This is a genomic window from Arthrobacter sp. zg-Y1219 (genome assembly GCF_030125545.1).
GTDB lineage: Bacteria > Actinomycetota > Actinomycetes > Actinomycetales > Micrococcaceae > Arthrobacter_B.
On the sequence record NZ_JASKLY010000006.1, the window covers coordinates 1 to 24,497 of the forward strand.

General features: G+C 66.1%; 20 protein-coding genes and 3 tRNA genes. 12 read left to right on the plus strand and 11 right to left on the minus strand.

What is annotated here, in order from left to right; translation table 11 throughout:
• Positions 1–552: 552 nt before the first annotated feature.
• The 3 genes from QNO00_RS03570 to QNO00_RS03580 all read right to left on the minus strand — a co-directional run bounded on the left by QNO00_RS03570 (position 553) and on the right by QNO00_RS03580 (position 3,586).
• Entirely contained in the window at positions 553–1,332 is a 780-nt protein-coding gene (locus QNO00_RS03570) for an MBL fold metallo-hydrolase (protein ID WP_284023653.1), read from the minus strand.
• Between the two features lie 23 nt (positions 1,333–1,355).
• Positions 1,356–2,462, minus strand: a complete 1,107-nt coding sequence (locus QNO00_RS03575) for a branched-chain amino acid aminotransferase (protein ID WP_284023654.1) — start codon at positions 2,460–2,462, stop codon at positions 1,356–1,358.
• 62 nt (positions 2,463–2,524) lie between these two features.
• The gene (locus tag QNO00_RS03580) at positions 2,525–3,586 is read right to left on the minus strand and encodes a 3-isopropylmalate dehydrogenase (RefSeq protein WP_284023655.1); all 1,062 of its coding nucleotides are present in this window, start codon (positions 3,584–3,586) and stop codon (positions 2,525–2,527) included.
• Between the two features lie 247 nt (positions 3,587–3,833).
• On the opposite strand from QNO00_RS03580, the gene QNO00_RS03585 reads away from it, so the two are divergent.
• From QNO00_RS03585 to QNO00_RS03610, 6 genes are all read left to right on the plus strand, one after another.
• The gene (locus tag QNO00_RS03585) at positions 3,834–5,114 is read left to right on the plus strand and encodes a sensor histidine kinase (protein ID WP_284023656.1); all 1,281 of its coding nucleotides are present in this window, start codon (positions 3,834–3,836) and stop codon (positions 5,112–5,114) included.
• Between the two features lie 2 nt (positions 5,115–5,116).
• Positions 5,117–5,857, plus strand: a complete 741-nt coding sequence (locus QNO00_RS03590; RefSeq protein ID WP_284023657.1) for a response regulator — start codon at positions 5,117–5,119, stop codon at positions 5,855–5,857.
• Positions 5,858–5,905: 48 nt separating this feature from the next.
• Positions 5,906–6,220, plus strand: a complete 315-nt coding sequence (locus QNO00_RS03595) for an MmcQ/YjbR family DNA-binding protein (protein WP_284023658.1) — start codon at positions 5,906–5,908, stop codon at positions 6,218–6,220.
• A 69-nt stretch (positions 6,221–6,289) separates the two neighbouring features.
• A complete protein-coding gene (locus QNO00_RS03600) occupies positions 6,290–7,054 on the plus strand; it encodes an ABC transporter ATP-binding protein (protein WP_284023659.1) in 765 nt (254 codons plus the stop codon).
• A 2-nt stretch (positions 7,055–7,056) separates the two neighbouring features.
• Entirely contained in the window at positions 7,057–9,570 is a 2,514-nt protein-coding gene (locus QNO00_RS03605) for an ABC transporter permease (RefSeq protein ID WP_284023660.1), read from the plus strand.
• A 137-nt stretch (positions 9,571–9,707) separates the two neighbouring features.
• Complete coding sequence (locus QNO00_RS03610; RefSeq protein WP_284023661.1) at positions 9,708–10,238, plus strand: hypothetical protein; 531 nt, start codon at positions 9,708–9,710, stop codon at positions 10,236–10,238.
• A 105-nt stretch (positions 10,239–10,343) separates the two neighbouring features.
• Here QNO00_RS03610 and metG read toward each other — a convergent pair whose 3' ends face one another.
• From metG to ilvD, 6 genes are all read right to left on the minus strand, one after another.
• Entirely contained in the window at positions 10,344–11,903 is a 1,560-nt protein-coding gene (metG, locus tag QNO00_RS03615) for a methionine--tRNA ligase (protein ID WP_284023662.1), read from the minus strand.
• Between the two features lie 211 nt (positions 11,904–12,114).
• On the minus strand, positions 12,115–13,710 hold the full coding sequence (gene serA / locus QNO00_RS03620; protein ID WP_284023663.1) for a phosphoglycerate dehydrogenase: 1,596 nt from the start codon (positions 13,708–13,710) through the stop codon (positions 12,115–12,117).
• A gap of 182 nt (positions 13,711–13,892) precedes the next feature.
• A complete protein-coding gene (ilvC, locus tag QNO00_RS03625; RefSeq protein WP_229965280.1) occupies positions 13,893–14,918 on the minus strand; it encodes a ketol-acid reductoisomerase in 1,026 nt (341 codons plus the stop codon).
• Between the two features lie 58 nt (positions 14,919–14,976).
• Positions 14,977–15,489, minus strand: a complete 513-nt coding sequence (ilvN, locus tag QNO00_RS03630) for an acetolactate synthase small subunit (RefSeq protein ID WP_229965279.1) — start codon at positions 15,487–15,489, stop codon at positions 14,977–14,979.
• A 3-nt stretch (positions 15,490–15,492) separates the two neighbouring features.
• Positions 15,493–17,400, minus strand: a complete 1,908-nt coding sequence (locus QNO00_RS03635) for an acetolactate synthase large subunit (RefSeq protein ID WP_284023664.1) — start codon at positions 17,398–17,400, stop codon at positions 15,493–15,495.
• A gap of 512 nt (positions 17,401–17,912) precedes the next feature.
• Positions 17,913–19,616 carry a dihydroxy-acid dehydratase gene (gene ilvD, locus QNO00_RS03640; RefSeq protein ID WP_284023665.1) on the minus strand — a complete coding sequence of 568 codons (1,704 nt, stop codon included), beginning with the start codon at positions 19,614–19,616 and terminating at the stop codon, positions 17,913–17,915.
• Positions 19,617–19,781: 165 nt separating this feature from the next.
• Here ilvD and QNO00_RS03645 point away from each other — a divergent pair, with 165 nt between their 5' ends.
• Complete coding sequence (locus QNO00_RS03645) at positions 19,782–20,222, plus strand: hypothetical protein (protein WP_229965276.1); 441 nt, start codon at positions 19,782–19,784, stop codon at positions 20,220–20,222.
• A gap of 125 nt (positions 20,223–20,347) precedes the next feature.
• On the opposite strand, the gene QNO00_RS03650 is transcribed toward QNO00_RS03645, so the two are convergent.
• Entirely contained in the window at positions 20,348–21,304 is a 957-nt protein-coding gene (locus tag QNO00_RS03650) for a 2-hydroxyacid dehydrogenase (protein WP_284023666.1), read from the minus strand.
• A 161-nt stretch (positions 21,305–21,465) separates the two neighbouring features.
• On the opposite strand from QNO00_RS03650, the gene QNO00_RS03655 reads away from it, so the two are divergent.
• The 3 genes from QNO00_RS03655 (at position 21,466) to QNO00_RS03665 (ending at position 22,738) form a co-directional block, all read left to right on the plus strand.
• Positions 21,466–21,903, plus strand: coding sequence for a hypothetical protein (locus QNO00_RS03655; protein WP_284023667.1), 438 nt, complete (start codon positions 21,466–21,468; stop codon positions 21,901–21,903).
• Positions 21,904–22,038: 135 nt separating this feature from the next.
• Positions 22,039–22,111, plus strand: a tRNA-Lys gene (locus QNO00_RS03660).
• A gap of 554 nt (positions 22,112–22,665) precedes the next feature.
• Positions 22,666–22,738: transfer RNA gene (locus tag QNO00_RS03665), tRNA-Lys, on the plus strand.
• A gap of 190 nt (positions 22,739–22,928) precedes the next feature.
• Here the strand turns inward: QNO00_RS03665 and QNO00_RS03670 are convergent.
• Positions 22,929–23,483, minus strand: coding sequence for a MarR family winged helix-turn-helix transcriptional regulator (locus QNO00_RS03670; protein WP_284023668.1), 555 nt, complete (start codon positions 23,481–23,483; stop codon positions 22,929–22,931).
• A 145-nt stretch (positions 23,484–23,628) separates the two neighbouring features.
• Here QNO00_RS03670 and bcp point away from each other — a divergent pair, with 145 nt between their 5' ends.
• On the plus strand, positions 23,629–24,096 hold the full coding sequence (bcp, locus tag QNO00_RS03675) for a thioredoxin-dependent thiol peroxidase (RefSeq protein WP_229965272.1): 468 nt from the start codon (positions 23,629–23,631) through the stop codon (positions 24,094–24,096).
• Positions 24,097–24,160: 64 nt separating this feature from the next.
• Positions 24,161–24,242 (plus strand) — tRNA-Leu (locus QNO00_RS03680).
• Positions 24,243–24,497: the final 255 nt, after the last annotated feature.

Below are 24,497 nucleotides of genomic sequence, written 5' to 3' on the forward strand. Positions count from 1 at the left end.
TGCACTAAATTCGAAACCAGCTAAAAAAGTCCTCCCAACCCACGGGGTGGGCGGAAGAACCAGTTCAACCAATTAAAATAATTGGTATCAATAAACTTGGCACACTATTGAGTTCTCAAACAACAGATGCATCCGAAATACTCGGAAAAACAATTGAATGTCTTTCTTTTCTCTTCGCTGCAGTGTTTCTTTATTCTATTTCATCCGGACTGCTTTAGCAATTCCGCGTTATCCGCGGAACCTGGCCGAAACAACCGGGTGAACCCGCCACGAAGCTTCCGGATCTTGTCCGTTGCGTTGTGATGGGTTGTGGCTGCCGAGTCCGGGAGTCTCACTTGCAGAACATGTCTGTCAGGCGCTCACCGGGGCAACTCACTAAACTTTACACACCCTCGGCGGTCGGCGCAAACCGCTGGAGTGTGACCTCCTGCATGCTGCCCAAACCGGCACCCGAGTGCGGGTTCCGCTGCACCGGTACTGCAGGTGAAGCGGACTAAATCCAGTGTGCGACGCTTCAGCCCTTGCCCGCAAGTTCGATCGCGGTGGTTGTGCTCACAGCTGTTCGCGCAGGTACTGCAGCTGCGCCGCCACCGACAGTTCAGCGGCACCTCGAACGTTGGCCGGAATGTCCGTGTAGACCAGATCAGCGATGCGGGAGACCCCGGCATCAGGCCCGGCCTCCGCCAGGGCGGCGCGGATCTGCTCCAGCCGCTCCTCGCGGTGGTCGCGGTAGGTCAGCACCACGGAGCTGAGATCCGGCAAAACGGGTCCGTGCCCCGGCAGCACTGTTGCATGACCGAGTGCTGCCAGCCGCTCCAGGCTCGCCAGGTAATCCCCCAGCGTGCCGTCCGGAAAATCCAGCACTGTCGTGCCGCGTCCCAGGATGGTGTCTCCGGTCAGCACGGAGCCGCCCGGTCCGTCGGCGGGCAGATGGAACGAGACGGAATCGGAAGTGTGCCCGGGAGTTGCCACCACGCGGATGTCCACTCCCCCGGCCTGCAGTTCCTCACCGTCGGCCAGGGGCGGACCGTTTACGCAAAAAGCCGGATCCAGGGCACGGACGGGTGCCCCGGTCATTTCGGCAAAGCGCCGGCTGGCCTCCGTGTGATCGGCGTGCCGGTGTGTGATCAGGACCAGCTCCACAGAGCCGGCCGAGGCCAGCAGCTGCAGGTGACCCTCGTCCAACGGCCCGGGGTCCACCACCGCCACGCGTTCTGCACCGTTTGCTGCAACAACATAGCTGTTGGTTCCCTCCAGGCTCATGGGACCGGGGTTTGGCGCCAGGGCCAAGCGGGTCACCGGGCTGCTGCGGGTGAGGACGGTGGTGGACATCGGGTTCCTTTATTAAGCCGGCGTCAGGCCAGGCGCGTCAGCCAGCCGTGGGTGTCTTCCACGGTGCCGGTCTGAACACCCAGAAGCTGTTCGCGGATGGACATGGTGACGGGACCGGCGACGGCGTCGGGTGAGCCGATGGTTTCTGTTTCGGTCTTCAGCTCACCCACCGGGGTGATGACCGCGGCGGTGCCACAGGCAAAGACCTCGGTGATGTCGCCGGAGGCCACGCCGTCGCGCCATTCGTCCAGGGTGATCTTGCGTTCCTGGACGTTCAAGCCGCGGTCCCGGCCCAGCTGCAGGACGGAGGAGCGGGTGATGCCGTGCAGGATGGTGCCGGACAGGGCTGGTGTCACCAGCGAACCGTCCTTGAACACGAAGAACACGTTCATTCCGCCGAGTTCTTCCACCGCGTTGTCGTTGAACTCATCCAGGAACAGCACCTGCTTGCAGCCGTGTGCTTCGCCTTCCATCTGGGCGATCAGCGAGGCCGCGTAGTTGCCGCCGCACTTGGCTTCGCCGGTGCCGCCGCGGCCGGCGCGGGCGTACTTGGTGGAGAGCCAGATGGAGACGGGCTTCAGTTCGCCGCCGAAGTAGTTGCCGGCCGGCGAAGCAATAACCCGGTAGGAAACCTCACGTGCCGGACGAACGCCCAGGAACGCCTCAGTGGCGATCATGAACGGCCGCAGGTACAGAGCAGCGCCGTCGCCCTCCGGGATCCAGCCGGAATCCACGGACACCAGCCGGCGCAGGGATTCCAGGAACAGCTCCTCGGGCAGCTCCGGCAGTGCCAGACGCCGGGCGGAGAGGTTCATCCGGGCCGCGTTCGCTTCGGGGCGGAACGTCCAGACGGAGCCGTCGGCGTGGCGGTACGCCTTCAATCCCTCGAAGACCTCCTGGCCGTAATGCAGCACTGCCGCGGCCGGGTCCATGGCAATCGGACCGTACGGTTCAATCCGGGCGTTCTGCCAGACACCGACACCGGAGTCGTCGACCTTGAAGTCAATGACTGCGGTGTGGTCCGTGAAGTAGTCTCCGAATCCGGGATTGGCCAGAATGGCCGCACGCTCCTCGGCCGGCTTCGGGTGGGCAGAGAGCTCCTGGCTGAATTCCAGAGCACTGACAGACATTTTTTCCTCCACGGTGGGCGGCGCGGCCGCCCGACGAAAATGGGTACTGGTACCTTCCGAGCTTAGGACACGGCTGCGCTTATCGCATTGCCGATGGTCGCCGTCGTCCGCGGTTCCCCGGTGCGGCCGGCGACGTCGGCCTCCACCGCTTCCTCCACGCGGGCGGCCTCTTTTTCCAGCCCCAGGTGGCGCAGCAGCAGGGCGGCGGAGAGGATGGCGGCGGTGGGGTCGGCCTTTTGCTGGCCGGCGATGTCCGGGGCGGAGCCGTGCACCGGCTCGAACATGGACGGGAAGGTGCCGTCCATGTTGAGGTTGCCGGACGCCGCCAGGCCGATTCCGCCGGTCACCGCGGCGGCGAGGTCGGTGATGATGTCGCCGAACAGGTTGTCGGTGACGATGACGTCAAACCGGGCGGGGTCCGTGACCATGAAGATGGTGGCCGCATCCACGTGCAGGTAGTCGTGGCTCACCTCGGGGAATTCGGCGGCGACGCGTTCCACCGTCCGCTTCCAGAGCCGGCCGGCATAGACCAGCACGTTGTGCTTATGGACCAGCGTGAGCTTTTTGCGCGGACGGTCATTCGCGCGGCGGAAGGCGTCGCGGACCACGCGCTCCACGCCGTAGGCAGTGTTCAGGGAGACCTCGGTGGCCACTTCGTGCGCGGTGTCTTCGCGGAGCACGCCGCCGTTGCCGGTGTACGGCCCCTCGGTGCCTTCGCGGACCACCACGAAATCAACGGTTCCGGGATTGGCCAGCGGACTGGCCACGCCGGGATAGAGCCGGGACGGACGGAGGTTGACGTAGTGGTCGAGGCTGAAGCGCAGCTTGAGCAGCATCTCGCGTTCAATCAGCCCTGACGGAATGCTTGTGTCCCCCGGGGCAGCGCCCACGGCGCCGAACAGGATGGCGTCGTGCTGCTTGAGCGCCTCCAGGGTTTCCTCCGGAAGGGTTTCCCCGGTCGCGAGCCAGTGCTCGGCACCCAGCGGATATTCGGTCAGCTCGAAGCTGACGGGACCGCCGCCGGTGACGGCCAGCAGGACCTTGACGGCCTCGGCGGTGACTTCGGGGCCAATGCCGTCGCCGGGAATGACGGCCAGGGAAACGGTGGTGGGCTGTTCGCTCATATCGACAGTCTAGGAACGCCGTCCATATCCCGGGCAAACCGTCCCACATGCTGGACAGGTGGCAGGATTCCCCGCGCAACACTCCACCCCGCCGTCGTCCGTCGTTCGCCGTTCGCCGTCGTCCACCGAGACGGCAGAAAGTGCGCTTCCCGGGGCTGGGACGTGCACTTTCTGCCAGTTCGCGGAAAGACAGATCACCCTGTGGGATGAGGCGCGGGTAAATGAACTGGCCCTAGAGTTGGTTTCCATGCTCGTGCACCGTCGAATCCATGCCTGGACGCAGGCGAATCCGTTCAAGGTCAACCTCTTTCAGGCGCTGGCCGCCACGGCTCTATTTGCCTTCCCCTTCCTGCTGAGCGGCCGCACTTACCTGGTGGAGTTCGTCCTCTCAGTTGCCATCTGCCTTCCCCTGGCGTGGCGGCGGACCCGCCCGGTGACTGCCGCGGGCATCCAGGCCGCGGCCTGCCTGCTGCAGCTGGTCCTGGTTCCGGTCACCGGGCTGCCGGCTGACATCTTTGTGCTCGCCACCGTGCACTCCCTGGCCGCCTTCGCCCCGCGCTGGGTGAGCCTGGCGGGGCTGGCCCTGGCCCTTGTTGGCGGGGCACTCTTTATGTTCCGGTATTTCTCGTTCCCCTATATGTCCGGGCCGCACGCTCTGATTGTCTCCTTTGTCGGTCTCGTCGCGGTCGAAGCGGTGGTCGTGGTTGCCTGGACCTTCGGGGACCTGACCCGCACCCGCAGGCTCGCCATGGACGCGCTGCGGGACCACGCCCGCCGGCTGGAAGTGGAACGCCAGCAGGAACGTGACCTGGCCGCCGCCGATGAGCGCACCCACATCGCCCGGGAAATGCACGACATCGTGGCACACTCCCTCTCGGTCATCATCACCCAGGCCGACGGCGCCCGGTATGCGAGCGCCTCCGATCCGGACATTGCGCCCCAGACCCTGGCCACCATCGCTGAAACCGGGCGCGGCTCGCTGCGCGAAATGCGCCGCCTGCTCGGGGTGCTGCGCGGCGACGAGCTCGCTTCCACCCGCCCGCTGCCGTCGCTGGCCGACATCCCCGAGCTGGTGGACGCCGTGAAGCGCGCCGGAGTGCAGGTGGCCGTGACCGAGACCGGCACGATGCGCCGGCAGCTTCCCCCCGGCGCCGAGCTGACTGCCTACCGGGTCATCCAGGAATCGCTGACCAATGTCCTCAAGCACGCGGGCCCAACGGTGCAGGCCGGCGTCGATCTGCAGTGGACGCCCCGAGGACTCGAGATCGCAGTGCACGACGACGGCCGCGGCGCGGGTGCGGAGGGCCCGCCTCCTCCTCCCCCGGCTGCTCCGCCCTTTGCCGGTTCCGGATCTGTGCCCGGTTCCGGATCTGTGCCCGGTTCCGGACCGGTCCCCACCTCGGGGTCCGGCCAGGGCATCAACGGCATGGCGGAGCGGGTGGCCCTCTACGATGGAAGACTGGTTGCCGCTCCTGCGGCCGGCGGAGGATTCCGCGTTACCGCATTCATTCCCTACACGGAGGCCTGAGCATGACCGGCAACCTGCCGCCCCTGTCCGAAGCGGCCGCCCCCGCTCCCGCCCCCATCCGGGTGGCGCTGGTTGATGACCAGCAGCTGGTGCGCGGCGGCTTCAAGATGCTGATCAATTCCCAGCCGGATCTCACGGTGGTGGCCGAGGCCGGCAACGGGCGCGAAGCATTGCAGGCCCTCTCGGCGGTCCGCGCCGACGTCGTCCTCATGGACGTGCGCATGCCCGGCATGGACGGGATTGAGGCGACCGCCCGGCTCCTGGAACGTTCCGCGGCACAGCCCAAGGGATCCACCGACGCGGACCTGAAGGTGGTGGTGCTGACCACCTTCGACCTGGACGAGTATGCCCTCTCCGCCATCCGGGCCGGAGCCAGCGGCTTCCTGTTGAAAGACGCACCGCCGGAGGAGCTGTTGGAGGCCATCCGCACCGTGTACCGCGGCGACGCGGTGATTGCGCCGTCGACCACCCGCCGGCTGCTGGACCATGTGGCGCCGCTGCTCCGTTCGCCCACCGCCGAAGTCAGCCGGCATGCCGCCGACGTCGAACGCCTCACTCCCCGCGAGCGCGAGGTGTTCGGGCTGATCGCCCAGGGGCTGTCCAATCCGGAAATCGCCGCCCGCCTGTTCCTGTCCGATGCCACGGTCAAAACGCATGTCAGCCACATCCTGGCCAAGCTCGGCGCCCGGGACCGGGTGCAGGCTGTTGTGATCGCCTACGAGACCGGTATCGTCGCTCCGTAGCCCGGGGACTCCCCAACCGCTGAGGTGCCCCGGTTCCGGAGGTGTCCGATGCCCAGCGAAACCGACGTCCGCTCCCTCTGCCTGGCGCTGCCCGGCGTCACCGAACGGCTGAGTTGGCAGCAGCCCGCCTGGTTTGCCCGCACCCTGATGGCCCGGATCTGGGAGGAGGGCGTTCTGACCGTGAAAACGGAGGAACGGGAAGCGCTCGCGGGCACCGACCCGGACATCTTCTACTGGACTCCCCATCACAACCGGTCCCCGATGCTGGTGCTGGTGCGGCTGGACCGCGTGAACCGGGCCGAATTGGAGGAGCTGCTCATGGAGTCCTACCGGCTGGCCGGTCCCCTTCCACCCACGGTATGAGAAGCATGTTCCCGGATCCCCTACCCTCCTCCGATGTGCGCAGGGGCCGCGGGAAATAGCTTTGGGGGTATGACAGCCCTTACCGAGACATCTTCCGTGCCCGGCGGCACCACGGCCGCCGCAGCCGCCCGCTCCCTGGATAAGACCTACGGCTCCGGGGACACCGCCGTCCATGCCCTGTCCAACGTGGACGTCACCTTCGACGCCGGTACCTTCACCGCGATCATGGGTCCCTCCGGGTCCGGCAAATCCACCCTCATGCACTGCCTGGCAGGTCTCGACACCGCCGATTCGGGCCGGATCTGGATCGGGGACACGGAGATCACCGCCCTGAAGGACGCCGAGCTTACCCGTCTGCGCCGCGACAACGTCGGCTTCGTCTTCCAGTCCTTCAACCTGGTGCCCACCCTCACGGCGGAACAGAACATTACTCTGCCCGTGGCCCTGGCCAACGGCAAGGTGGACTCCGGGTGGCTGAAGTACATTACCGAGACGCTTGGCCTCACCGGCCGGCTGACGCACCGCCCTCACGAGCTCTCCGGCGGCCAGCAGCAGCGCGTCGCCGTCGCCCGCGCCCTGCTGACCCGCCCGCATGTGGTCTTCGGGGACGAGCCCACCGGCAACCTGGATTCGAAGTCCGGCGCCGAGGTGCTCTCCCTGCTGCGGCGATCCACCCGGGAAATGGGCCAGAGCATCATCATGGTGACCCATGATCCGGTGGCCGCGTCCTACGCCGACCGGGTGGTCCTGATGAACGACGGCGAACTGGTGGGCGAACTGGCCAGCCCGACGCCGGAAACCGTGCTCGCTGCCCTGACCAAGCTGGGGGCCTGAGCATGCTGCAGGTAGCCCTGGCGCAGGTGCGCCTGAACGCCCGCCGCTTCATCGCCGTCTCCCTGGCCGTGATGATCGCCGTCGGGTTCCTGACCGCCACCCTGGTCATCAATTCCTCCTCCAAGGCCTCCCTGGAGCAGAGCGTGGGCGAGGGTTTCCGCAACGCCGACCTGATCCTCGCCAGCGAAGTGCCGTCCTATCTGTCCGAGGGCGTGATCCTCACCGAAGACGCCGTCGAGGCGGCGCGCAGCGTTCCCGGCGTGGACGCGGTCTATCCGGTGCAGCCGGCCTACGTTAATTTCACCGGCGGAACGAAGACGGTCTTCGCCCAGCTGTTGAACACCCCGTCGTCGGCGGAACTGCTGCCCGTGGACGTAGTGCTGGGAACCCTTCCCTCGAGCGACAGCCAGGTGGCCGTGGACCAGGACACCGCCACCCGCTACAACCTGTCCATCGGTTCCACCGTCCCGGTTTCATCAAGCACCGGAGACCCCTCCGATACGCGGGCCGCGGACCTGACCGTCAGCGCCGTCGTATCGACCTCGAACAATCCCTCGATGATGGGTACGCCTCAGCTCTACTCCTCCGAAGCAACCGCAGCTCTGTTCGCGGAGGCGGAACAGGGGTTCTCCACCATTCAGCTGGCCCTGGCTGACGATGCCGGGGCGGCCGGAGTCCGGACGCAGCTGGAGCAGAACCTCACGGACGCCGGCCTGGACGGCATCGCCGTCCGCACCTCGGCGGAACAGACCGAGGAAGCCGTTGCGCAGTTCACCGGCGGCGAAGACGCCCTGACCATTGTCCTCCTGGCCTTCGCAGCCGTGGCCCTGCTGGTCTGCGCCCTCGTGGTTTCCAACACCTTCTCGGTGCTGGTGGCCCAGCGGACACGTGAACTGGCGCTGCTGCGCTGCATCGGCGCCAGCCGAAAGCAGATCCGCCGCTCCGTCATCACGGAAGCGGCGCTGGTTGGCATCGTGTCCTCGATACTCGGTGTGGCGGCCGCCGTCGGCCTCGTGGCTGTCATCGTGACCTTCCTGAAAACGGACACCGCGAGCAGCTTTGCCACTTTGGCGGTCAGCCCGCTCGCGGTCGTCACCGGCCTCGGCGTCGGTATTCTCCTGACACTGCTTTCCGCACTGGTGCCGGCCCGCGCGGCAACAGCCGTTGCGCCCCTGGCGGCTCTCCGCCCGGCCGAGGACGTCCGTGCCGGCACCCGGCGCGGACGGATCCGGCTGGTCATCGGGCTGGTCCTGCTGGCCGCCGGCGCAGCGCTGCTCGGCTACGGTGCTTCCGTCAATGACCTGATGCTGGCTGTTCCGGGCGGAATGCTGAGTTTTGTCGGCATCCTGATGTGCGCCACGCTGTTTGTGCCGCCGCTGGTCCGCGCCGTCGGCACCCTGGCCGCTCCCCTGGGCGTGCCGGGCAAGCTCGCGGCGGTTAATGCCGTCCGCAACCCCCAGCGCACGGCGGCCACGTCCTCGGCCCTGCTGATCGGCGTGACCCTGGTGGCCATGATGATGACCGGTGCCGCCACGGCCCGGACCTCGCTGGACAGCGTCCTCGCCGCCGAGTTCCCCGTGGACGTCAGCGTCCGCGGCGGCGCCCTGGGCGATTCGCCGCTGACCGCCGCCGACGCGGAAGCGGCCCGGGGCGTCGATGGGGTAGCCGAAGCGGTGCTGCTGCCCGTGGTGGGAACCACGCAGATGTACGGACAGCCTGAGGGCGTTTATGCCCTGGAGCCGGCCGACGCTGCCGCAGTCCTTCAGGACCAAACCCTGAAACTCACCCCCGGCACGATCCTCATGCCGCAGAGCACCACCGCCAAGACCGTTACGGTGCAGGGTGCCGAATCCGCCGTCGAACTCGACGTCGTGGTGGCCGGCAGCAGCCAGCTGCGGCCGCTGATCAGCGCCGACACCGCGCAGGCCCTCGGCGGAGTTCCGGAAGGCGGCGACGCCTACCTCCAGCCCCAGGTGTGGATCTCGGTGGCGGAAGGCCTCAGCAACGGAGCGCTCAAGGACCTGCAGTCCGAGCTTGCCGAAACCATGGGGGTGGACGACTACATGGTTTCGGGCGCGGTCATGGAACGCGCGGCCTTTGAACAGGTCATCGATGTCCTGCTGATGGTGGTGACCGGCCTGCTTGCGGTGGCCGTGGTGATCGCCCTGGTGGGTGTGGCCAACACGCTGTCCCTCTCGGTCCTCGAACGCACCCGCGAGTCCTCGCTGCTGCGGGCACTGGGCCTGACCCGGGGCCAGCTGCGCGGGATGCTCGCCCTGGAAGCGCTCTTGATCGCCGGCGTCGCGGCACTGTTCGGCTGCGTGCTCGGTGCGGTGTACGGCTGGCTCGGGGCAAGGTCAGCCCTCGGCTCCTTCGCCGATGTGGCGCTGGCTGTCCCGTGGCTGCAGCTCCTGGCCGTCCTGGCCGTGGCGATCCTGGCCGGCCTGCTGGCGTCGGTGCTGCCCGCCCGCCGTGCGGCACGCCTCTCCCCCGTGGCCGGGCTGGCAGCGGACTGACCGTTGCCGCGGCAGGTTTCCGGGGCGGGTCTCTGCGGCGGGTTCCCGGCCGTTCCGCGGCCCGGGAACTCGCGGCCGGTGCCGGGATCTGACAGGATAATCAGCAGACTGATCAGCACTAATTGAAGGAGCACGCCATGTCTGATTCCGGCGCCGGGTGGAAACCCGAGCACGCGTCACTGTCCGCCTACCTGGATGATCATCTGCTGGGGGCGGAAACGGGGGTGCGGCTTTTCGGTGCTGCCCGCCGGACCTGGGCCGGCTCCCGGTACGAGCAGACTTTCGCCGACTTGGAGCAGGAGATTGCCGGGGAACGCGATGAGCTGGAACAGCTGATCCTTACCCTGGGCTACCGCCGGAGCAAGTTCAAGAAGGCGCTCGCCATGGCCGGGGCCGCCGCGGGACGGCTGGGGCCGCTCAATCCGTTGAGCACCGGCGGCGGAACGTCGGGACAGTTCGAGCTGGAAACACTGCAGGCCATCGTGAGGGCCAAGGAGTGCCTGTGGCGGACGCTGCTGGCGCTGGCCCCCCACGACCACCGGTTCAATGTGTCCCGGCTGAAGGACATGCTGGAAATGGCCGGACGGCAGCAGGACACCGTCGCCCGGGTGATGCAGGAAACGGCTCCGGCGCGTTTCCTGACCGGGCCGCTCCGCTCCGGTTCCTAGGACGCCCCCTCCCCGCACTCACACAGCCCCGCGAAATGGCAGAAAGTGCCCTTCTGAGCGTTCAGAAGGGCACTTTCTGCTATTTCGCGGGCTGGGGCAGCGTTGCTACTCGGCGGGCTCCTCATACCTCGGGAAGACCGGCGCGGGCGCCGGCAGCGGAGTGCCCGGCACCAGCGGCGCGGCGATCGCGCTGAACTGGCGGGCATCGCCGTCGTCCTGGCCCAGCACAGTCAGAAGCTTGGCCGCGCTGTCCGGCATGACCGGCTGAACGAGGATGGCCACGATGCGCAGCACCTCGAGCGTTACGTACAGCACCGTGTTCATACGCTCGACGTCGGTCTTCCGCAGCACCCAGGGCGCCTGCTCGGCGAAGTAGGCGTTGGTGTCGCCGAGGACCTTCCAGGTGGCCTCAAGTGCGCCGTGGAAGTCCTGGACGTCGTAGGCCTTCCGGGAAATGTCCAGCAGCTCGCCGGCGGCGGCCAGGATGGCCTTGTCCTCGGCGGTGAACTCGCCGTGCTGCGGCACCGCGGCGCCGCAGTTCTTGGCCACCATGGACAGGGACCGCTGGGCCAGGTTGCCCAGGTTGTTGGCCAGGTCGGAGTTCATCCGGCCCACAACTGCCTCGTGGCTGTAGGAGCCGTCGCCGCCGAAGGGCACCTCGCGCAGCAGGAAGAACCGGACCGAGTCCAGGCCGTACTGGTCCGCCCACTCCTTGGGCGCCACCACGTTGCCCAGCGACTTGGACATCTTGACGCCCTTGTTGTGCAGGAAGCCGTGGATCATCACGCGCTTGGGCAGTTCCAGGTCCGCGGACATCAGGAACGCCGGCCAGAAGATGGCGTGGAACCGGGAAATGTCCTTGCCGATGACGTGCACATCGGCCGGCCAGTACTTCTTGAACGACTCGGACTCCACATCGGGGAAGCCGACGCCGGTGAGGTAGTTGGTCAGCGCGTCCACCCACACGTACATCACGTGCTCGGGGTTTCCCGGAACCGGGACGCCCCAGTCGAAGGTGGTGCGGGAAATGGACAGGTCTTCCAGGCCGCCCTTGACGAAGCTGATGACCTCGTTGAACTTGGACTGCGGCGCGGCGAAGCCCGGCCGGGCTTCGTACAGGGCCAGCAGCTTGTCCTGGTAGGCGGACAGGCGGAAGAAGTAGCTTTCCTCTTCGGTCCAAGTCAGCTCGGTGTCCGTCTCCTTGGAGTAGCGGATGCCGTCCTCGCGCAGCTCGGTTTCGTCCTCGGAGTAGTAGGCCTCATCCCGGACCGAATACCAGCCGGCGTACTTGGAGAGGTAAATGTCGCCCTTCTCCTCCATCCGCTTCCAGATGGCCTGCGCCGCGGCATAGTGGTCCTTGTCGGTGGTGCGGATGAACCGGTCGTGCGAGATGTTCAGGTCCCGGCTCATCTGCGCAAAGGCAGCCGAGTTCCGGTCCGCCAGTTCCTTGGCAGTGATGCCTTCCTTGTCCGCTGACTGCTGCATCTTCAGGCCATGCTCGTCGGTGCCGGTCATGAAGAAGACGTCGTACCCGTCCAGGCGCTTGAAGCGGGCCATGGCGTCGGTGGCAATGGCCTCGTACGCGTGGCCGATATGGGGCACTCCGTTGGGATAGGAGATGGCCGTGGTGATGTAGAACGGGGTCTTGGAATCGGAAGAAGTCACATAAGAAAATTACCCTGTTTCCCCCGCCGTTGTCGCTTCGGCCTGTTCCCGTGCTGCCAGGAGGCCAAACGGAAGAGCCCAGGGTTGGCGGCTGCCAGCAGAGGACCACCGGGCGTGGGCACCACAAAACAAGCAGGGACCGGCCCGCCGAAGCGGAACCGGTCCCTGGTGCTGCGCTATCCTGCAGCGGCTGCGGGTGGCCCGCCGGGAGTTAGCCCTGCAGGTCGACCTCGCGGACCACCGTGGCGCCGATTTCGGTGCGCAGGTTTTCCAGCACGTCCTGCGGCACCGAGGAATCAACGGTCAGCAGGGACAGCGCCTGGCCGCCTTCGCTGTTGCGGGCCACCTGCATGCCGGCAATGTTGATGTCCTTCTCGCCCAGGATCCGGCCCAGGGCGCCGATGACGCCGGGACGGTCCGTGTAGATGAGCACCAGCAGGTGCTCACTGATCGGGATTTCCACCTCGTAGCCGTTGACGCCCACGAGCTTCTCGATCTGCTTCGGACCGGTCAGGGTGCCGGCGACCTCCAGCTGGGTGCCGTCGGAGAGCGCGCCGCGGATGGTCAGCACGTTGCGGTAGTCGACCACCTCGGCGGTCTTCAGCAGCCGGACCTCGATGCCGCGCTGCTCGGCCAGCACCGGAGCGTTCACGTAGGAGACCTGCTCGGACACGATGTCCGTGAAGAGGCCCTTCAGCGCTGCCAGTTCCAGCGCCTTGACGTCCAGGGCGGCGATCTCGCCGGCCACCTCGATGTCGATGGCGGTCACCGAGTCGTGCGCCAGCGCAGTGAAGATGCGGCCCAGCTTTTCGATCAGCGGGATGCCCGGGCGGACCTCTTCGGCGATGACGCCGCCGGCCACGTTCACGGCGTCGGGCACCAGTTCACCGGCCAGGGCCAGGCGAACGGACTTGGCGACCGAGACGCCGGCTTTTTCCTGCGCCTCGGCGGTGGAGGCGCCCAGGTGCGGAGTGACGATGACGTTGTCCAGGGACTGGAACGGCAGGTCGGTGGAGGGTTCCTTGACGAAGACATCCACGCCGGCGCCGGCGATCTTGCCCTCGGTGAGCGCCGTGTAGAGGGCGTCTTCATCGACGAGGCCGCCGCGGGCGACGTTCACCACGTAGGCGGTGTCCTTCATCTTCTCGAAGGCGTCGGCGCCGAGCATGCCCAGCGTTTCGGGGGTCTTGGGCATGTGGATGGTGACGAAGTCGGCCTGTTCCAGCAGCTCGTCGAGGGTTACCAGCTTCACGTTCAGCTGCGCGGCTCGTGCCGAGGTGATGTACGGGTCGTAGGCGAGGATTTCGGTGCCGAAGCCCTGCAGCCGGGCGGCGACGAGGGCGCCGATGCGGCCCAGGCCGATGATGCCGATCTTCTTCTCGAACAGCTCGATGCCGGAGTACTTCGAACGCTTCCACTCGCCGCCCTTGAGCGCGGCACTGGCCTGCGGAATGTGGCGGGCCAGGGACAGGATGTGGCCCACGGTCAGTTCCGCGGCGGAGATGATGTTGGAGGTGGGGGCGTTCACCACCATGACACCGGCCTGGGTGGCGGCCTTGATGTCCACGTTGTCCAGGCCCACGCCGGCACGGGCGATGACCTTGAGCTTCGGAGCGGCGGCGATCGCTTCGGCGTCGACCTGCGTGGCGGAACGCACCAGGATGGCGTCGACGTCGGCGATTGCGGCGAGCAGCTCCGACCGGTCCGCTCCGTTGGTGGAGCGGATTTCGAAGTCCGGGCCCAGGGCCTGAACCGTGGCCGGGGAAAGTTCTTCCGCAATGAGTACGACGGGCTTGGTGGCTGTCACCGGTGACCTCTTTAGCTGTGGTGGATTCTGGTGGGGATCTTGGTGAAGCGATTTTCTGCGCAAAGAGGCCGGGCCCGATAAACCGGGACCGGCCTCTTTACCGAAACGGCTTGCTCATTCGAGCTTATCGTTTCGCTGCTGGGCACGCTCAATCAGGACCCAGTGTTACCGGCAACGTTCCGTTAGCGGGAGACGGAGCCTTCGGTGTAGTCGTCGTCGGACTTGATCCAGGAGAAGAGCTTGCGCAGTTCGCGGCCCGTGGACTCGATCGGGTGGTCTTCGCCCTTCTGGCGCAGTTCCTTGAACTCCGGAGCGCCGGCGTCCTGGTCGTCGATGAACCGCTTGGCGAAGGCGCCGTTCTGGATGTCCGCGAGGACGGCCTTCATGTTTTCCTTCACCTCGGGCGTGATGACCCGCGGGCCCGAAACGTAGTCGCCGTATTCGGCGGTGTCGGAAACGCTCCAGCGCTGCTTGGCGATGCCGCCTTCGACCATCAGGTCAACAATCAGCTTGAGCTCGTGCAGCACCTCGAAGTACGCGACCTCCGGCTTGTAGCCGGCCTCGGTCAGGGTCTCGAAGCCGTATTGGATCAGCTGCGACGCACCGCCGCACAGGACTGCCTGCTCGCCGAAGAGGTCCGTCTCGGTCTCTTCGGTGAAGGTGGTCTCAATGACGCCGGCACGCGTGCCGCCGATGGCCTTGGCGTAGGACAGGGCCAGTTCTTTGGCCTTGCCGGACGGGTTCTGCTCGACGGCGATCAGGTCGGGAACACCGCGGCCTGCTTCGAATTCGCGGCGGACGATGTGGCCCGGGCCCTTGGGCGCAACCAGCGCGACGTCGACGTCGGCCGGCGGCTGAATGTAGCCGTAGCGGATGTTGAAGCCGTGGCCGAAGAACAGGGCGTCGCCGGCCTGCAGGTTCGGGGCGATGTCCTCGGCGTACACGAAGCGCTGCACCTGGTCCGGGGTCAGCACCATGATCAGGTCGGCTTCGGCGACGGCGTCGGCGACGTTCAGCACGCGCAGCCCCTCGGCCTCGGCCTTGGCACGGGACTTCGAGCCTTCCTTGAGGCCAACGCGGACGTCGACGCCGGAATCGCGGAGGCTGAGGGCGTGGGCGTGGCCCTGGCTGCCGTAGCCGATGACCGCGACGGTGCGTCCCTGGATGATGGACAGGTCGGCGTCGTCGTCGTAATACATGTCAGTCACAGTGTGTCTCCTACTGAATTTTCTTGGATGAAGGTTGATGCGGAACTGCGGTGGAAGCCTAGGCGCTGCGCAGGGCGCGGTCGCCCATGGATTTCGAGCCGCGGCCGATGGCCAGCGTTCCGGATTGAACTATTTCGCGGATGCCAAAGGGTTCAAGCACTGCGAGGAGTGCGTTGAGCTTTTCGGCGGTGCCTGTGGCTTCAACGATCAGCGAGTCGGTGGACACGTCAACCACTGAAGAACGGAACAGCTCGGCTGCCTGGGTTACCTGCAGCCGGGTTGCGGCATCCGCGCGAACCTTGACCAAGATGTGGTCGCGTTGCACGGAAGACTCAGGAACCAGCTCGACAATCTTGATGACGTTGACGAGCTTGTTCAGTTGCTTGGTGACCTGTTCGAGCAGGTCACCCTCGGCCTCGACCACCACGGTGATGCGGGACAGGCCCGGCACTTCCGAGGGACCGACGGCCAAAGAATTGATGTTGAAGGCCCGGCGGGCAAACAGGGACGCAACCCGGGTCAGGACACCGGGTACGTCTTCCACCAGTACGGAAAGAGTGTGGCGTTCCATGTTCTAGTCCTCCTCTTCCCATTTGGGTGTCATGTTGCGGGCGATCTGGATCAGGTCATTGGGCACACCGGAGGGAACCATCGGCCAGACCATCGAATCGCGGCTGACCACGAAGTCGATCACGACGGGCCGGTCGTTGATGGCCAGGGCCTGGCGGATGGTGTCGTCGATGTCCTCATCGCGTTCGCAGCGCAGCCCGACACAGCCGTACGCGTCGGCAAGCTTGACGAAGTCCGGGATCCGGACGGTGTCATGACCGGTGTTCAGGTCGGTGTTGGAGTAGCGGGACTCGTAGAAGAGCGTCTGCCACTGCCGGACCATGCCCAGCGAGGAGTTGTTGATGATGGCGACCTTGATCGGGATCTTGTTGATCACGCAGGTGGCCAGTTCCTGGTTGGTCATCTGGAAGCAGCCGTCGCCGTCGATCGCCCAGACCACGCGGTCCGGGTTGCCGACCTTGGCGCCCATGGCGGCGGGAACCGAGTAGCCCATGGTGCCCAGTCCGCCGGAGTTCAGCCAGGCGCGGGGGCGCTCGTACTTGATGAACTGCGCAGCCCACATCTGGTGCTGGCCGACGCCGGCCACGTAGACGCCGTCGGGCCCGGTGAGCGCGCCGATGCGCTCGATGACCTTTTGCGGGGCAATGTGCCCGTCATCTGGTTCGCTGAAGCCCATCGGATACGTCTGGCGCAGCCGGTCGATGATCGCCCACCACGGAGCGATGTCCGGACGTGCCGCGGCAAACTGGGTGCGGACGGCGTCGGCCAGTTCGGGAATGATCTCCTTGACCGACCCGACGATCGGCACGTCCGCCGGGCGGTTCTTGGAAATCTCGGCGGGGTCGATGTCCGCGTGGATGACCTTGGCGCCGGGCGCGAAGGAGGAGAGCACCCCGGTGACGCGGTCATCAAAACGCGCGCCGAGAGTGATGAGCAGGTCTGACTGCTGCAGTGCTGCCACCGCCGCGACGGAGCCGTGCATGCCGGGCATGCCCGCGTGCTGCGGATGCGAGTCCGGGAAGACGCCGCGGGCCTGCAGCGTGGTGACCACCGGGGCGCCCACCACCTCAGCCAGCTCCAACAGCTCCGGCGAGGCATCGGCCTTCAGCACGCCGCCGCCGACGTAGAACACCGGGCGCTGCGAGGCAGCGATCAGGCGGGCCGCTTCGCGCACCTGCTTGGAGTGTCCGCGCACCACGGTCCGGTAGCCGGGCAGGTCGATCTTGGGCGGCCACGAAAACGTGGTCTTGGCCTGCTGCGCGTCCTTGGAAATGTCCACCAGCACCGGTCCGGGGCGGCCGGTGGTGGCGATGTGGAATGCCTCGGCGAGAACCCGGGGAATGTCGTCCGGGTCGGTCACCAGATAGGAATGCTTGGTGATGGGCATGGTGATGCCCACGATGTCCGCTTCCTGGAACGCATCGGTGCCGATGAAGGCACTGGACACCTGCCCGGTGATGGCCACCATGGGAACGGAGTCCATGTGGGCGTCGGCGATGGCGGTGACCAGGTTGGTGGCTCCGGGGCCCGAGGTGGCGATGCAGACACCGGCGCGGCCGGTGACCATGGCGTAGCCCTCGGCGGCGTGGCCGGCGCCCTGCTCATGCCGGACCAGGATGTGCCGGAGCTTCGTGGAATCCATGAGCGGGTCATATGTCGGAAGGATCGCGCCGCCCGGCAGGCCGAAGATGTCGTCGACGCCGAGTTCCTCCAACGCGCGGACGATGGCCTTTGAACCGGTCATCTCGGTGGGAGGGACCACGTTGTTGGGGCCCTGGACCCGGTTGTCTACGGCTTCGGACGGCACTGACATGGAGGAGGCAACATCACGCGTCTTGCCCGCTGCCGCCTTGGCGGCAGCGCTGGCCTTGTTGGCCATCAGCGATGGGCTGATTGGCGATCCCTTACTCATAAAGACTTCCTTACGGATACTTATTCATGTGATCTGTTGCGGCGGCCGCCCGGACGGTCAGTCCTTCGCGGCTTCTGTGCTTTGTCTGAAGCCAATAAAAAAACCCCTCGTGCCGGTTGGCTCCGTAGGGGTTCGCGCGTGACGTTCTAACAAGCCGGCTGTTAGGCCACGCGCTTGGTAAGGACGACGGATACGATCTGCATACCGTTCAGTCTTCCCATCCCCTGCGGCACTGTCAACTGAATTTGGTCCCCGTCTCACTATTCGGACGCCCTGTCCAACTAATGGACACCCGGTAACCGGCGAGCCACGGCCGGCGGCAGAAATCCCTAACCGGCGAGACGACCCCGGGAGCCAGCCGAAGTCCCCAACCGGCGCCCAGCCCCCGATAAGTCGGCAGGGTCCTTAACCGGCGACCTGCCCACCTAAGGCGGCAGGGCTTAATAAGGCTGAAAAGGCCTTAGGGGCCCCAAGGGCATCCGCGCCAGCGGGTGCCCTTGGGGAGGCCAGTATCAGCCGCAGTAAGCCCCGGTGGAGGCGGAGTTGACCAGCTTGGCGTACTTGCCCAGCACGCCGGTGGTGAACTTGGCCGGCAGCGGCTTCCAGCCTTCCTTGCGTGCCTCCAGCTCTGCGGGGTCCACCAGCAGGTCGAAGCTGCGGGCCGCCATGTCCACCCGGATGCGGTCGCCGTCCTTCACGAACGCGATCGGGCCGCCGTCGACGGCTTCGGGTGCCACGTGGCCGATGCACAGGCCCGTGGTGCCGCCGGAGAACCGGCCGTCGGTCAGCAGCAGGACATCCTTGCCCAGGCCGGCGCCCTTGATGGCACCGGTGATGGCGAGCATTTCGCGCATGCCCGGTCCGCCCTTGGGTCCCTCGTAGCGGATGACGACGACGTCGCCGGCGTGGATCGCTCCGGCGTCGAGCGCGTCCAGCGCACCCTGCTCGCGTTCGAACACGCGGGCGGTGCCCTCGAAGATGTCGGCGTCGAAGCCGGCGCTCTTCACCACGGCGCCCTCGGGGGCCATCGAGCCGTGCAGGACGGTGATGCCGCCGGTCTTGTGGATGGGATTGTCCATGGCGCGCAGCACCTTGCCGTCCGGATCCGGCGGGTTGATCGCGGCGAGGTTCTCCGCGACGGTCTTGCCGGTGACGGTGAGGCAGTCGCCGTGGATCAGGCCGGCGTCGAGCAGTGCCTTCATGATGACGGGCACACCGCCGATCTTGTCGACGTCGAACATCACGTAGCGGCCGAAGGGCTTCAGGTCGCCCAGGTGCGGGATCTTGTCGCCGATGCGGTTGAAGTCCTCGAGCGTCAGGTCAACTTCGGCCTCGCGGGCGATCGCCAGCAGGTGGAGCACGGCGTTGGTGGAGCCGCCGAAGGCCATGGTGACGGCGATGGCGTTTTCGAAGGCCTTCTTGGTCATGATGTCGCGGGCGGTGATGCCCTTGCGCAGCAGGTTGACCACGGCTTCGCCGGACTTGCGGGCGAAGTCGTCGCGGCGGCGGTCGGCGGAGGGCGGGGCGGCGGATCCGGGCAGGGACATGCCCAGCGCCTCGCCGACGCAGGCCATGGTGTTGGCGGTGTACATGCCGCCGCAGGCGCCTTCGCCCGGGCAGATGGCCCGTTCAATGGTGTCCAGGTCCTTGAGGCTCATCTTCCCGGCGGCGCAGGCGCCGACGGCCTCGAAGGCGTCGATGAGCGTCACTTCGCGCTCGGTGCCGTCTTCCATCTTGGCGAAGCCGGGCATGATCGAGCCGGCGTAGAGGAACACGCTGGCCAGGTCCAGGCGCGCGGCTGCCATCAGCATGCCGGGCAGGGACTTGTCGCAGCCGGCCAGCAGAATGGAGCCGTCCATGCGCTCGGCCATCATCACGGTTTCCACGGAGTCGGCAATGACCTCGCGGGAGACGAGGGAGAAGTGCATGCCCTCGTGACCCATGGAAATGCCGTCGGAAACGGAAATCGTGCCGAACTGCATGGGGAACCCGCCGCCGGCGTGGACGCCTTCCTTGGCGCCCTGGGCCAGCCGGTTCAGGGACAGGTTGCAGGGAGTAATTTCGTTCCACGAGCTGGCGACGCCGATCTGCGGTTTGGCGAAATCGTCGTCCCCCATTCCCACGGCCCGGAACATGCCACGCGCCGGGGCGGCGTGGATCCCGTCGGTGACTACTCGGCTTCGGGGTTTGATGTCAGGCGTATTCTCCAAGCTCATGTCTTGATCTTAGGACCTTTCCGCTGCCCCGCCGGGGCATATGACGGACAGGCGCCTCGCTTGTTACGGCGCGTGAAGAGGGCGTGACGTGTTTGTTTCGGAACGGGCCTTGCGGGGGGGGGGGTGGCTTCCGCCGATCGGGGCTGGTGTTCATAGACTGGGGAGATGACTTCGGCACCAGAGTTTCGCGATCAGCCCTCGAGCGATGACATCAAGGTTGTGCTCCGGCATGTGTTCGAATCGCAGATTCCCAACTACGGCGACTACAACCTGGTCTGCGCCGGACCCGGCGGGGACGGTGCCGAGACCTTCTATGTGGTGGGATACCGGTGGCGCCCGGCCGAGCTGGTGTTTGCTCCGTTCAACACCGCCACCCTCGCCGGACTCGAGGCGCCCACTGCCGTGAACTCCACCAACCTGTCCCACGCCGAAGAAGTCTCCGCCGGGGACTACGAGGTTGGCACGAACACCGGACGCATCTTCCGCTTCCAGGTGGAGGCCAGCGCCCCGCTGCCTGAGGACGGCGACGGCCTGCGGGTTATCGAGCAGGCCGTCGACCTTGAGGACTTCGGCTCCTTCGTGGATCACTTCCTGACGCTGGCCTGACTGGGACGCCTGAGAGGGGCTGCCTGAGAGGGACGCCTGAGAGGGACTGCCGGGCCGACGACGTCGGGGCTCCCGCCGCCGTCGGCCTCCGCCGTCGTTCTTGCCTCAGTCCCGGCGACGTTGCCTCAGGCCCAGGGGCCGTGGCGCACCAGGTTCACGGGCTCTTCGCCCCGGGCCAGGCGGCCGATCTGCTCCTTCAGGAGCTTGCGGATCCGCGGCACGAACGCCTCGGTGTTGCCGCCCACGTGCGGGGTGATGATCGCGTTCGGAGCCTTCCACAGCGGGTGGTCTGCCGGCAGCGGCTCGGGGTCCACGACGTCGAGGGCCGCATGCAGCCGCCCGGACAGCACTTCGGCGGTGAGCGCCTCGGTGTCGACGACGGGGCCGCGCGCGACGTTCACCACCAGCGCGCCGTCCGGCAGCGCGGCGAGGACCTCCTTGTTGATGAGGTGGCGCGTCTGTTCGGTCAGCGGAGTTATCACCACCACCACCTCGGCTGTCTTGGCGAGCTCCACCAGCTCATCAGTGCCGTGGATGGTGCCGCGCTCATCAGTCCGGGCCCGGCTACCGACCCGGGTCAGTTCCACTTCAAAGGGCTCCAGCCGTTCCGCAATGGCAGCGCCGATTCCGCCAACGCCAACCAGCAGCACCCTGCGGTCGGCGAGACCCGGGAATCGGCGGCTGTCCCAGGTTCCGGTCGCTGAGTTGCGGACCGCTGCGTCCACGCCGCGGAGCGAGGCCAGCATCAGCGTCAGGGCCAGCTCCGCGGTCCCGGCGACGTGGACTCCCGCGGCGCTGACGACGGCGACATCGGGCCCCACCAGCTCGGGCAGGCCGTCGTAGCCCGTGGACTGGGCCTGAAGCATTTTCAGGTTCGGCACCCGGTCCAGCGCTTCCTGCCAGTCGCTGCCGGTTGCATACGGCAGCACGACGGCGTCGATCTCGCCGTATTCCAGCCCCTTGGGCTCCCCCACTACGTCCCAGAGGCCGGCGCGAATGCCGTCCGGCAGCGGGCTCATGGCTTGCAGGAGCTCCTCGGTGGGCAACGTGATGGAACGGATGGGGCGAAATTGCTGATTCATGCCTGACAGCCTAGTGCCGCCGTCGAGGTCCGCCGCACCTCTGGACACTGAAGCGGAACCCGCCGTAACGTCGAGGGGCAGCCAGTATTGTGCCGCGCGGCGGTGTTTGGGTGACGGTGTTTTTGTCGGGCCGGCTGGTGGATCGAGGGAAAGGCAGTTACGTGAATCGCTCGTCCCTGCTTAGTTCAGCGGCGGTATTTTCAGCCGTCGGCCTCAGCGCTGCGGCCGTTGCACTGCTGCGCCGACTGCTGCGGCACGGAGCTGTGGAACAGGCGGCGCGGATCAGTTCCAAGGAAGCGTCCACGGGTGAACTTCCCGTGGTGTCCGCCCGGGCCATCGGCACTCCGGCCGGCACGCAACCGGGCAAACGCGACCATTTGCCCGTGACTCCGGTTCCGCCCAACACCGTGACGGCAACGACCAGGGAGCCGGCGGAGCCTGATCATTCCGCAGAGGGCGGGGATGCCGGGCAGCTGAAACCGTCGCGGACCTGGGTGGTGGACAACACTTCGGCCTGGGACGGCAGCCCGTTGGAAATGGTGGTTCCGCCCTCGCTCCGGGGCCTGCGGAAAGGCAATCCCGGCGCCTCACCGGCGTGAGGTCCCGGGCGGAAGCGCCACGCTGGGGGCAGACTGGAGCCAATTTTTCTTTTTCCCGGAAGTACTGGTAATGTTTCATGTCGTTGCGGAGAGCAAATCGAGCAGAAATGATCGGCTTGCAGGACAAAACAAAAGGCACCTCTAGCTCAATTGGCAGAGCATCTGACTCTTAATCAGAGGGTTCCGGGTTCAAGTCCCGGGGGGTGCACAATACAGACCCCGTCTGGCCAGGAAGAAATTCCTTGGCCAGGCGGGGTTTTTTGTTTGGCTTTTTTGGGTTCGGCGGGCCTCGGGCACTTGGGGTGGGTCTCGCTTGCGGGCGCCTGTCCCTGGCCACCCAGCCCGGAATGAGGCGGCTACCGCCCGGCCTCCATGCGCAAGCCCGCGACGCAGTGGACATCCGCCATCCGGGCGGCGGAACCGGTCGAGGCCTGGCCGCGAACCGGTCCGGCCCGTGCCTGGCACACAATGGTCGCAGGAAAGCTTCTGGTGCAGGATGGTGAACCACTGACTGCTTCCCTGCCTGACGTACTGCGCCGCCATCGCACCGCTGACGCCGCGATCCAGCGGCTGGCCTGGCTCCAGATGCTTCGTGCAGATCGCTTCGCGGTGGTGAATGGGGTGACTGACATATGAAGTGGATCTCACTTCCGCCGATACCCGCCGATCCGTTCGCAGTGGGGCAGAAAGGCTGGTAGTGTTGTCTGTCGTTGCGGATGACAAATCGCCGGTTCACGCCGACGCCAAGACATCGCAGCAGATGCACCTCTAGCTCAATTGGCAGAGCATCTGACTCTTAATCAGAGGGTTCCGGGTTCAAGTCCCGGGGGGTGCACAAATCAAGGAGCGGCTCAGCTCGGTGAAAACCGGCAGAGCCGCTCTTTTTGTTGCTGCGAGGCCAGAACGGTGCTCACATTCCCGATGACCGGTTCAAGGGGACTCCCGCTGCCGGTCAGCCCGGAGGCAAAACGAAAAAGGCACGCCCCCCGAAAGGGGCGTGCCTCAACGAATCAGGCCGTGCGCCGTTAGGCCGTGCCTGCGGTCTTCCCGGCTTCAACGCCGGAGCTGTCGCCGGGCACTTCCTCCGCGACTGCGGCAGCAACAATTTCCTCCGCGGGGACGACCGGAATCGGCAGCCCCGGAACATCCACAGCCAGCTGCCAGCGGGGATTTCCCAGCTCTTTAATGACATTGCGCAATTGTCTGCGCAGCTCGTCGGACATCAGGTCACCGCCGTCGGTAAGGGTGCTCTCGATGTCCTGCGCCTCGCGGAGCGCCTCCACTCCCTCCGGAGTGATGGAGACCATGTGGCTGCGCCGGTCCAGGTCATTCCGGACCCGGACCACGTGTCCATGAGCTTCCAGCCGGGAGAGGGTCTTGCCCATCGTCTGCGCCTGGACCCGGACGATCTGCGCCAAATGCGCCTGCGTCATGGGCCCCTGGGAATCGAGGACCCCCAACGCGATTACTCCGGCGTGGGTCACGCCAATTCGAACAAGCCGCTCATTCCAAGCGTGTTCGACCAGGCGGGCAGCCGTCGACAACAGTCGACCGGTGGGCCAGTGCTCCATATCGGGCATAAATCAGAACTCTTCCTTTCAGGGTGAGGATTTGATGGCCGATCGGATAACCTACAAATCCACCACGTACTAGGATAGCCACCAAGGCCGTGCGCTGTCGCGCTGTGACACAGCCTGATCTGCCATTGATACCAAGGAGAGACCTATGCCCCGCCTGTCCCCCGGCGAAAAAGCCCCGGACTTCACCCTTCCGGCAACCGATTCAGCCTCTGTTTCACTCTCCGGATTCCGAGGCCGCAGCACCGTTATCTACTTCTACCCCGCTGCCGCCACACCCGGCTGCACCACGCAAGCCTGCGATTTCCGCGACAATCTGAACACGCTGCAGGAGGCCGGGTACGCCGTCGTCGGCGTCTCCCCCGATCCGGTTTCCAAACTGGAAAAATTCGCCGAGGCTGAACACCTCAACTTCCCGCTGCTCTCCGACCCGGACCACGCAGTTGCCGAGGCCTACGGAGCCTGGGGCGAGAAGAAGAACTACGGCAAGACCTACGAGGGCCTGATCCGCTCGACGGTGGTCGTGGACCCCGACGGCGCCGTCTCCCTCGCCCAATACAACGTGCGGGCCACCGGCCACGTCGCCAAGCTGAAGCGCGATCTCGGACTGGCCTGAACCTCAGGTACACTGGAGGCTGGTTTTGTGCCTTTCCGCGGATAGCGCGGCAGTGACAGCCTGAGCGCGAGTGGCGGAATTGGTAGACGCGCTGGATTTAGGTTCCAGTGTCTTCGGACGTGTGGGTTCAAGTCCCTCCTCGCGCACTGTGACGAGTCGAGACATCGTTTTCCGATGAGTCGCGACATCGATAACACCCCGGTCTTCGGACCGGGGTGTTTTCTTTTGCCCGGGCGCGGTTCGCGCCAGGCACCCGCATGCCGGCCCCGTCAGCATCTGGTTCTGCTGCTTCCCCGCTCCGTGTCCCTACCCGATGCCGAGCCGTTGACCCTGCACCTTGGCGGCGGGAAAATAGCACCTGAGTGGCCCGCCCATCCGCGGGGTGCAACCAGTGGCTCCTT

Bases quoted from the DNA above. Each gene is read 5' to 3' on its own strand.
- QNO00_RS03570 (WP_284023653.1), bottom strand. From the start codon at position 1,332: ATGTCCACCACCGTCCTCACCCGCAGCAGCCCGGTGACCCGCTTGGCC.
- QNO00_RS03575 (WP_284023654.1), bottom strand. From the start codon at position 2,462: ATGTCTGTCAGTGCTCTGGAATTCAGCCAGGAGCTCTCTGCCCACCCG.
- QNO00_RS03580 (WP_284023655.1), bottom strand. From the start codon at position 3,586: ATGAGCGAACAGCCCACCACCGTTTCCCTGGCCGTCATTCCCGGCGAC.
- QNO00_RS03585 (WP_284023656.1), top strand. From the start codon at position 3,834: ATGCTCGTGCACCGTCGAATCCATGCCTGGACGCAGGCGAATCCGTTC.
- QNO00_RS03590 (WP_284023657.1), top strand. From the start codon at position 5,117: ATGACCGGCAACCTGCCGCCCCTGTCCGAAGCGGCCGCCCCCGCTCCC.
- QNO00_RS03595 (WP_284023658.1), top strand. From the start codon at position 5,906: ATGCCCAGCGAAACCGACGTCCGCTCCCTCTGCCTGGCGCTGCCCGGC.
- QNO00_RS03600 (WP_284023659.1), top strand. From the start codon at position 6,290: ATGACAGCCCTTACCGAGACATCTTCCGTGCCCGGCGGCACCACGGCC.
- QNO00_RS03605 (WP_284023660.1), top strand. From the start codon at position 7,057: ATGCTGCAGGTAGCCCTGGCGCAGGTGCGCCTGAACGCCCGCCGCTTC.
- QNO00_RS03610 (WP_284023661.1), top strand. From the start codon at position 9,708: ATGTCTGATTCCGGCGCCGGGTGGAAACCCGAGCACGCGTCACTGTCC.
- ilvN (WP_229965279.1), bottom strand. From the start codon at position 15,489: ATGGAACGCCACACTCTTTCCGTACTGGTGGAAGACGTACCCGGTGTC.
- QNO00_RS03635 (WP_284023664.1), bottom strand. From the start codon at position 17,400: ATGAGTAAGGGATCGCCAATCAGCCCATCGCTGATGGCCAACAAGGCC.
- ilvD (WP_284023665.1), bottom strand. From the start codon at position 19,616: ATGAGCTTGGAGAATACGCCTGACATCAAACCCCGAAGCCGAGTAGTC.
- QNO00_RS03645 (WP_229965276.1), top strand. From the start codon at position 19,782: ATGACTTCGGCACCAGAGTTTCGCGATCAGCCCTCGAGCGATGACATC.
- QNO00_RS03650 (WP_284023666.1), bottom strand. From the start codon at position 21,304: ATGAATCAGCAATTTCGCCCCATCCGTTCCATCACGTTGCCCACCGAG.
- QNO00_RS03670 (WP_284023668.1), bottom strand. From the start codon at position 23,483: ATGCCCGATATGGAGCACTGGCCCACCGGTCGACTGTTGTCGACGGCT.
- bcp (WP_229965272.1), top strand. From the start codon at position 23,629: ATGCCCCGCCTGTCCCCCGGCGAAAAAGCCCCGGACTTCACCCTTCCG.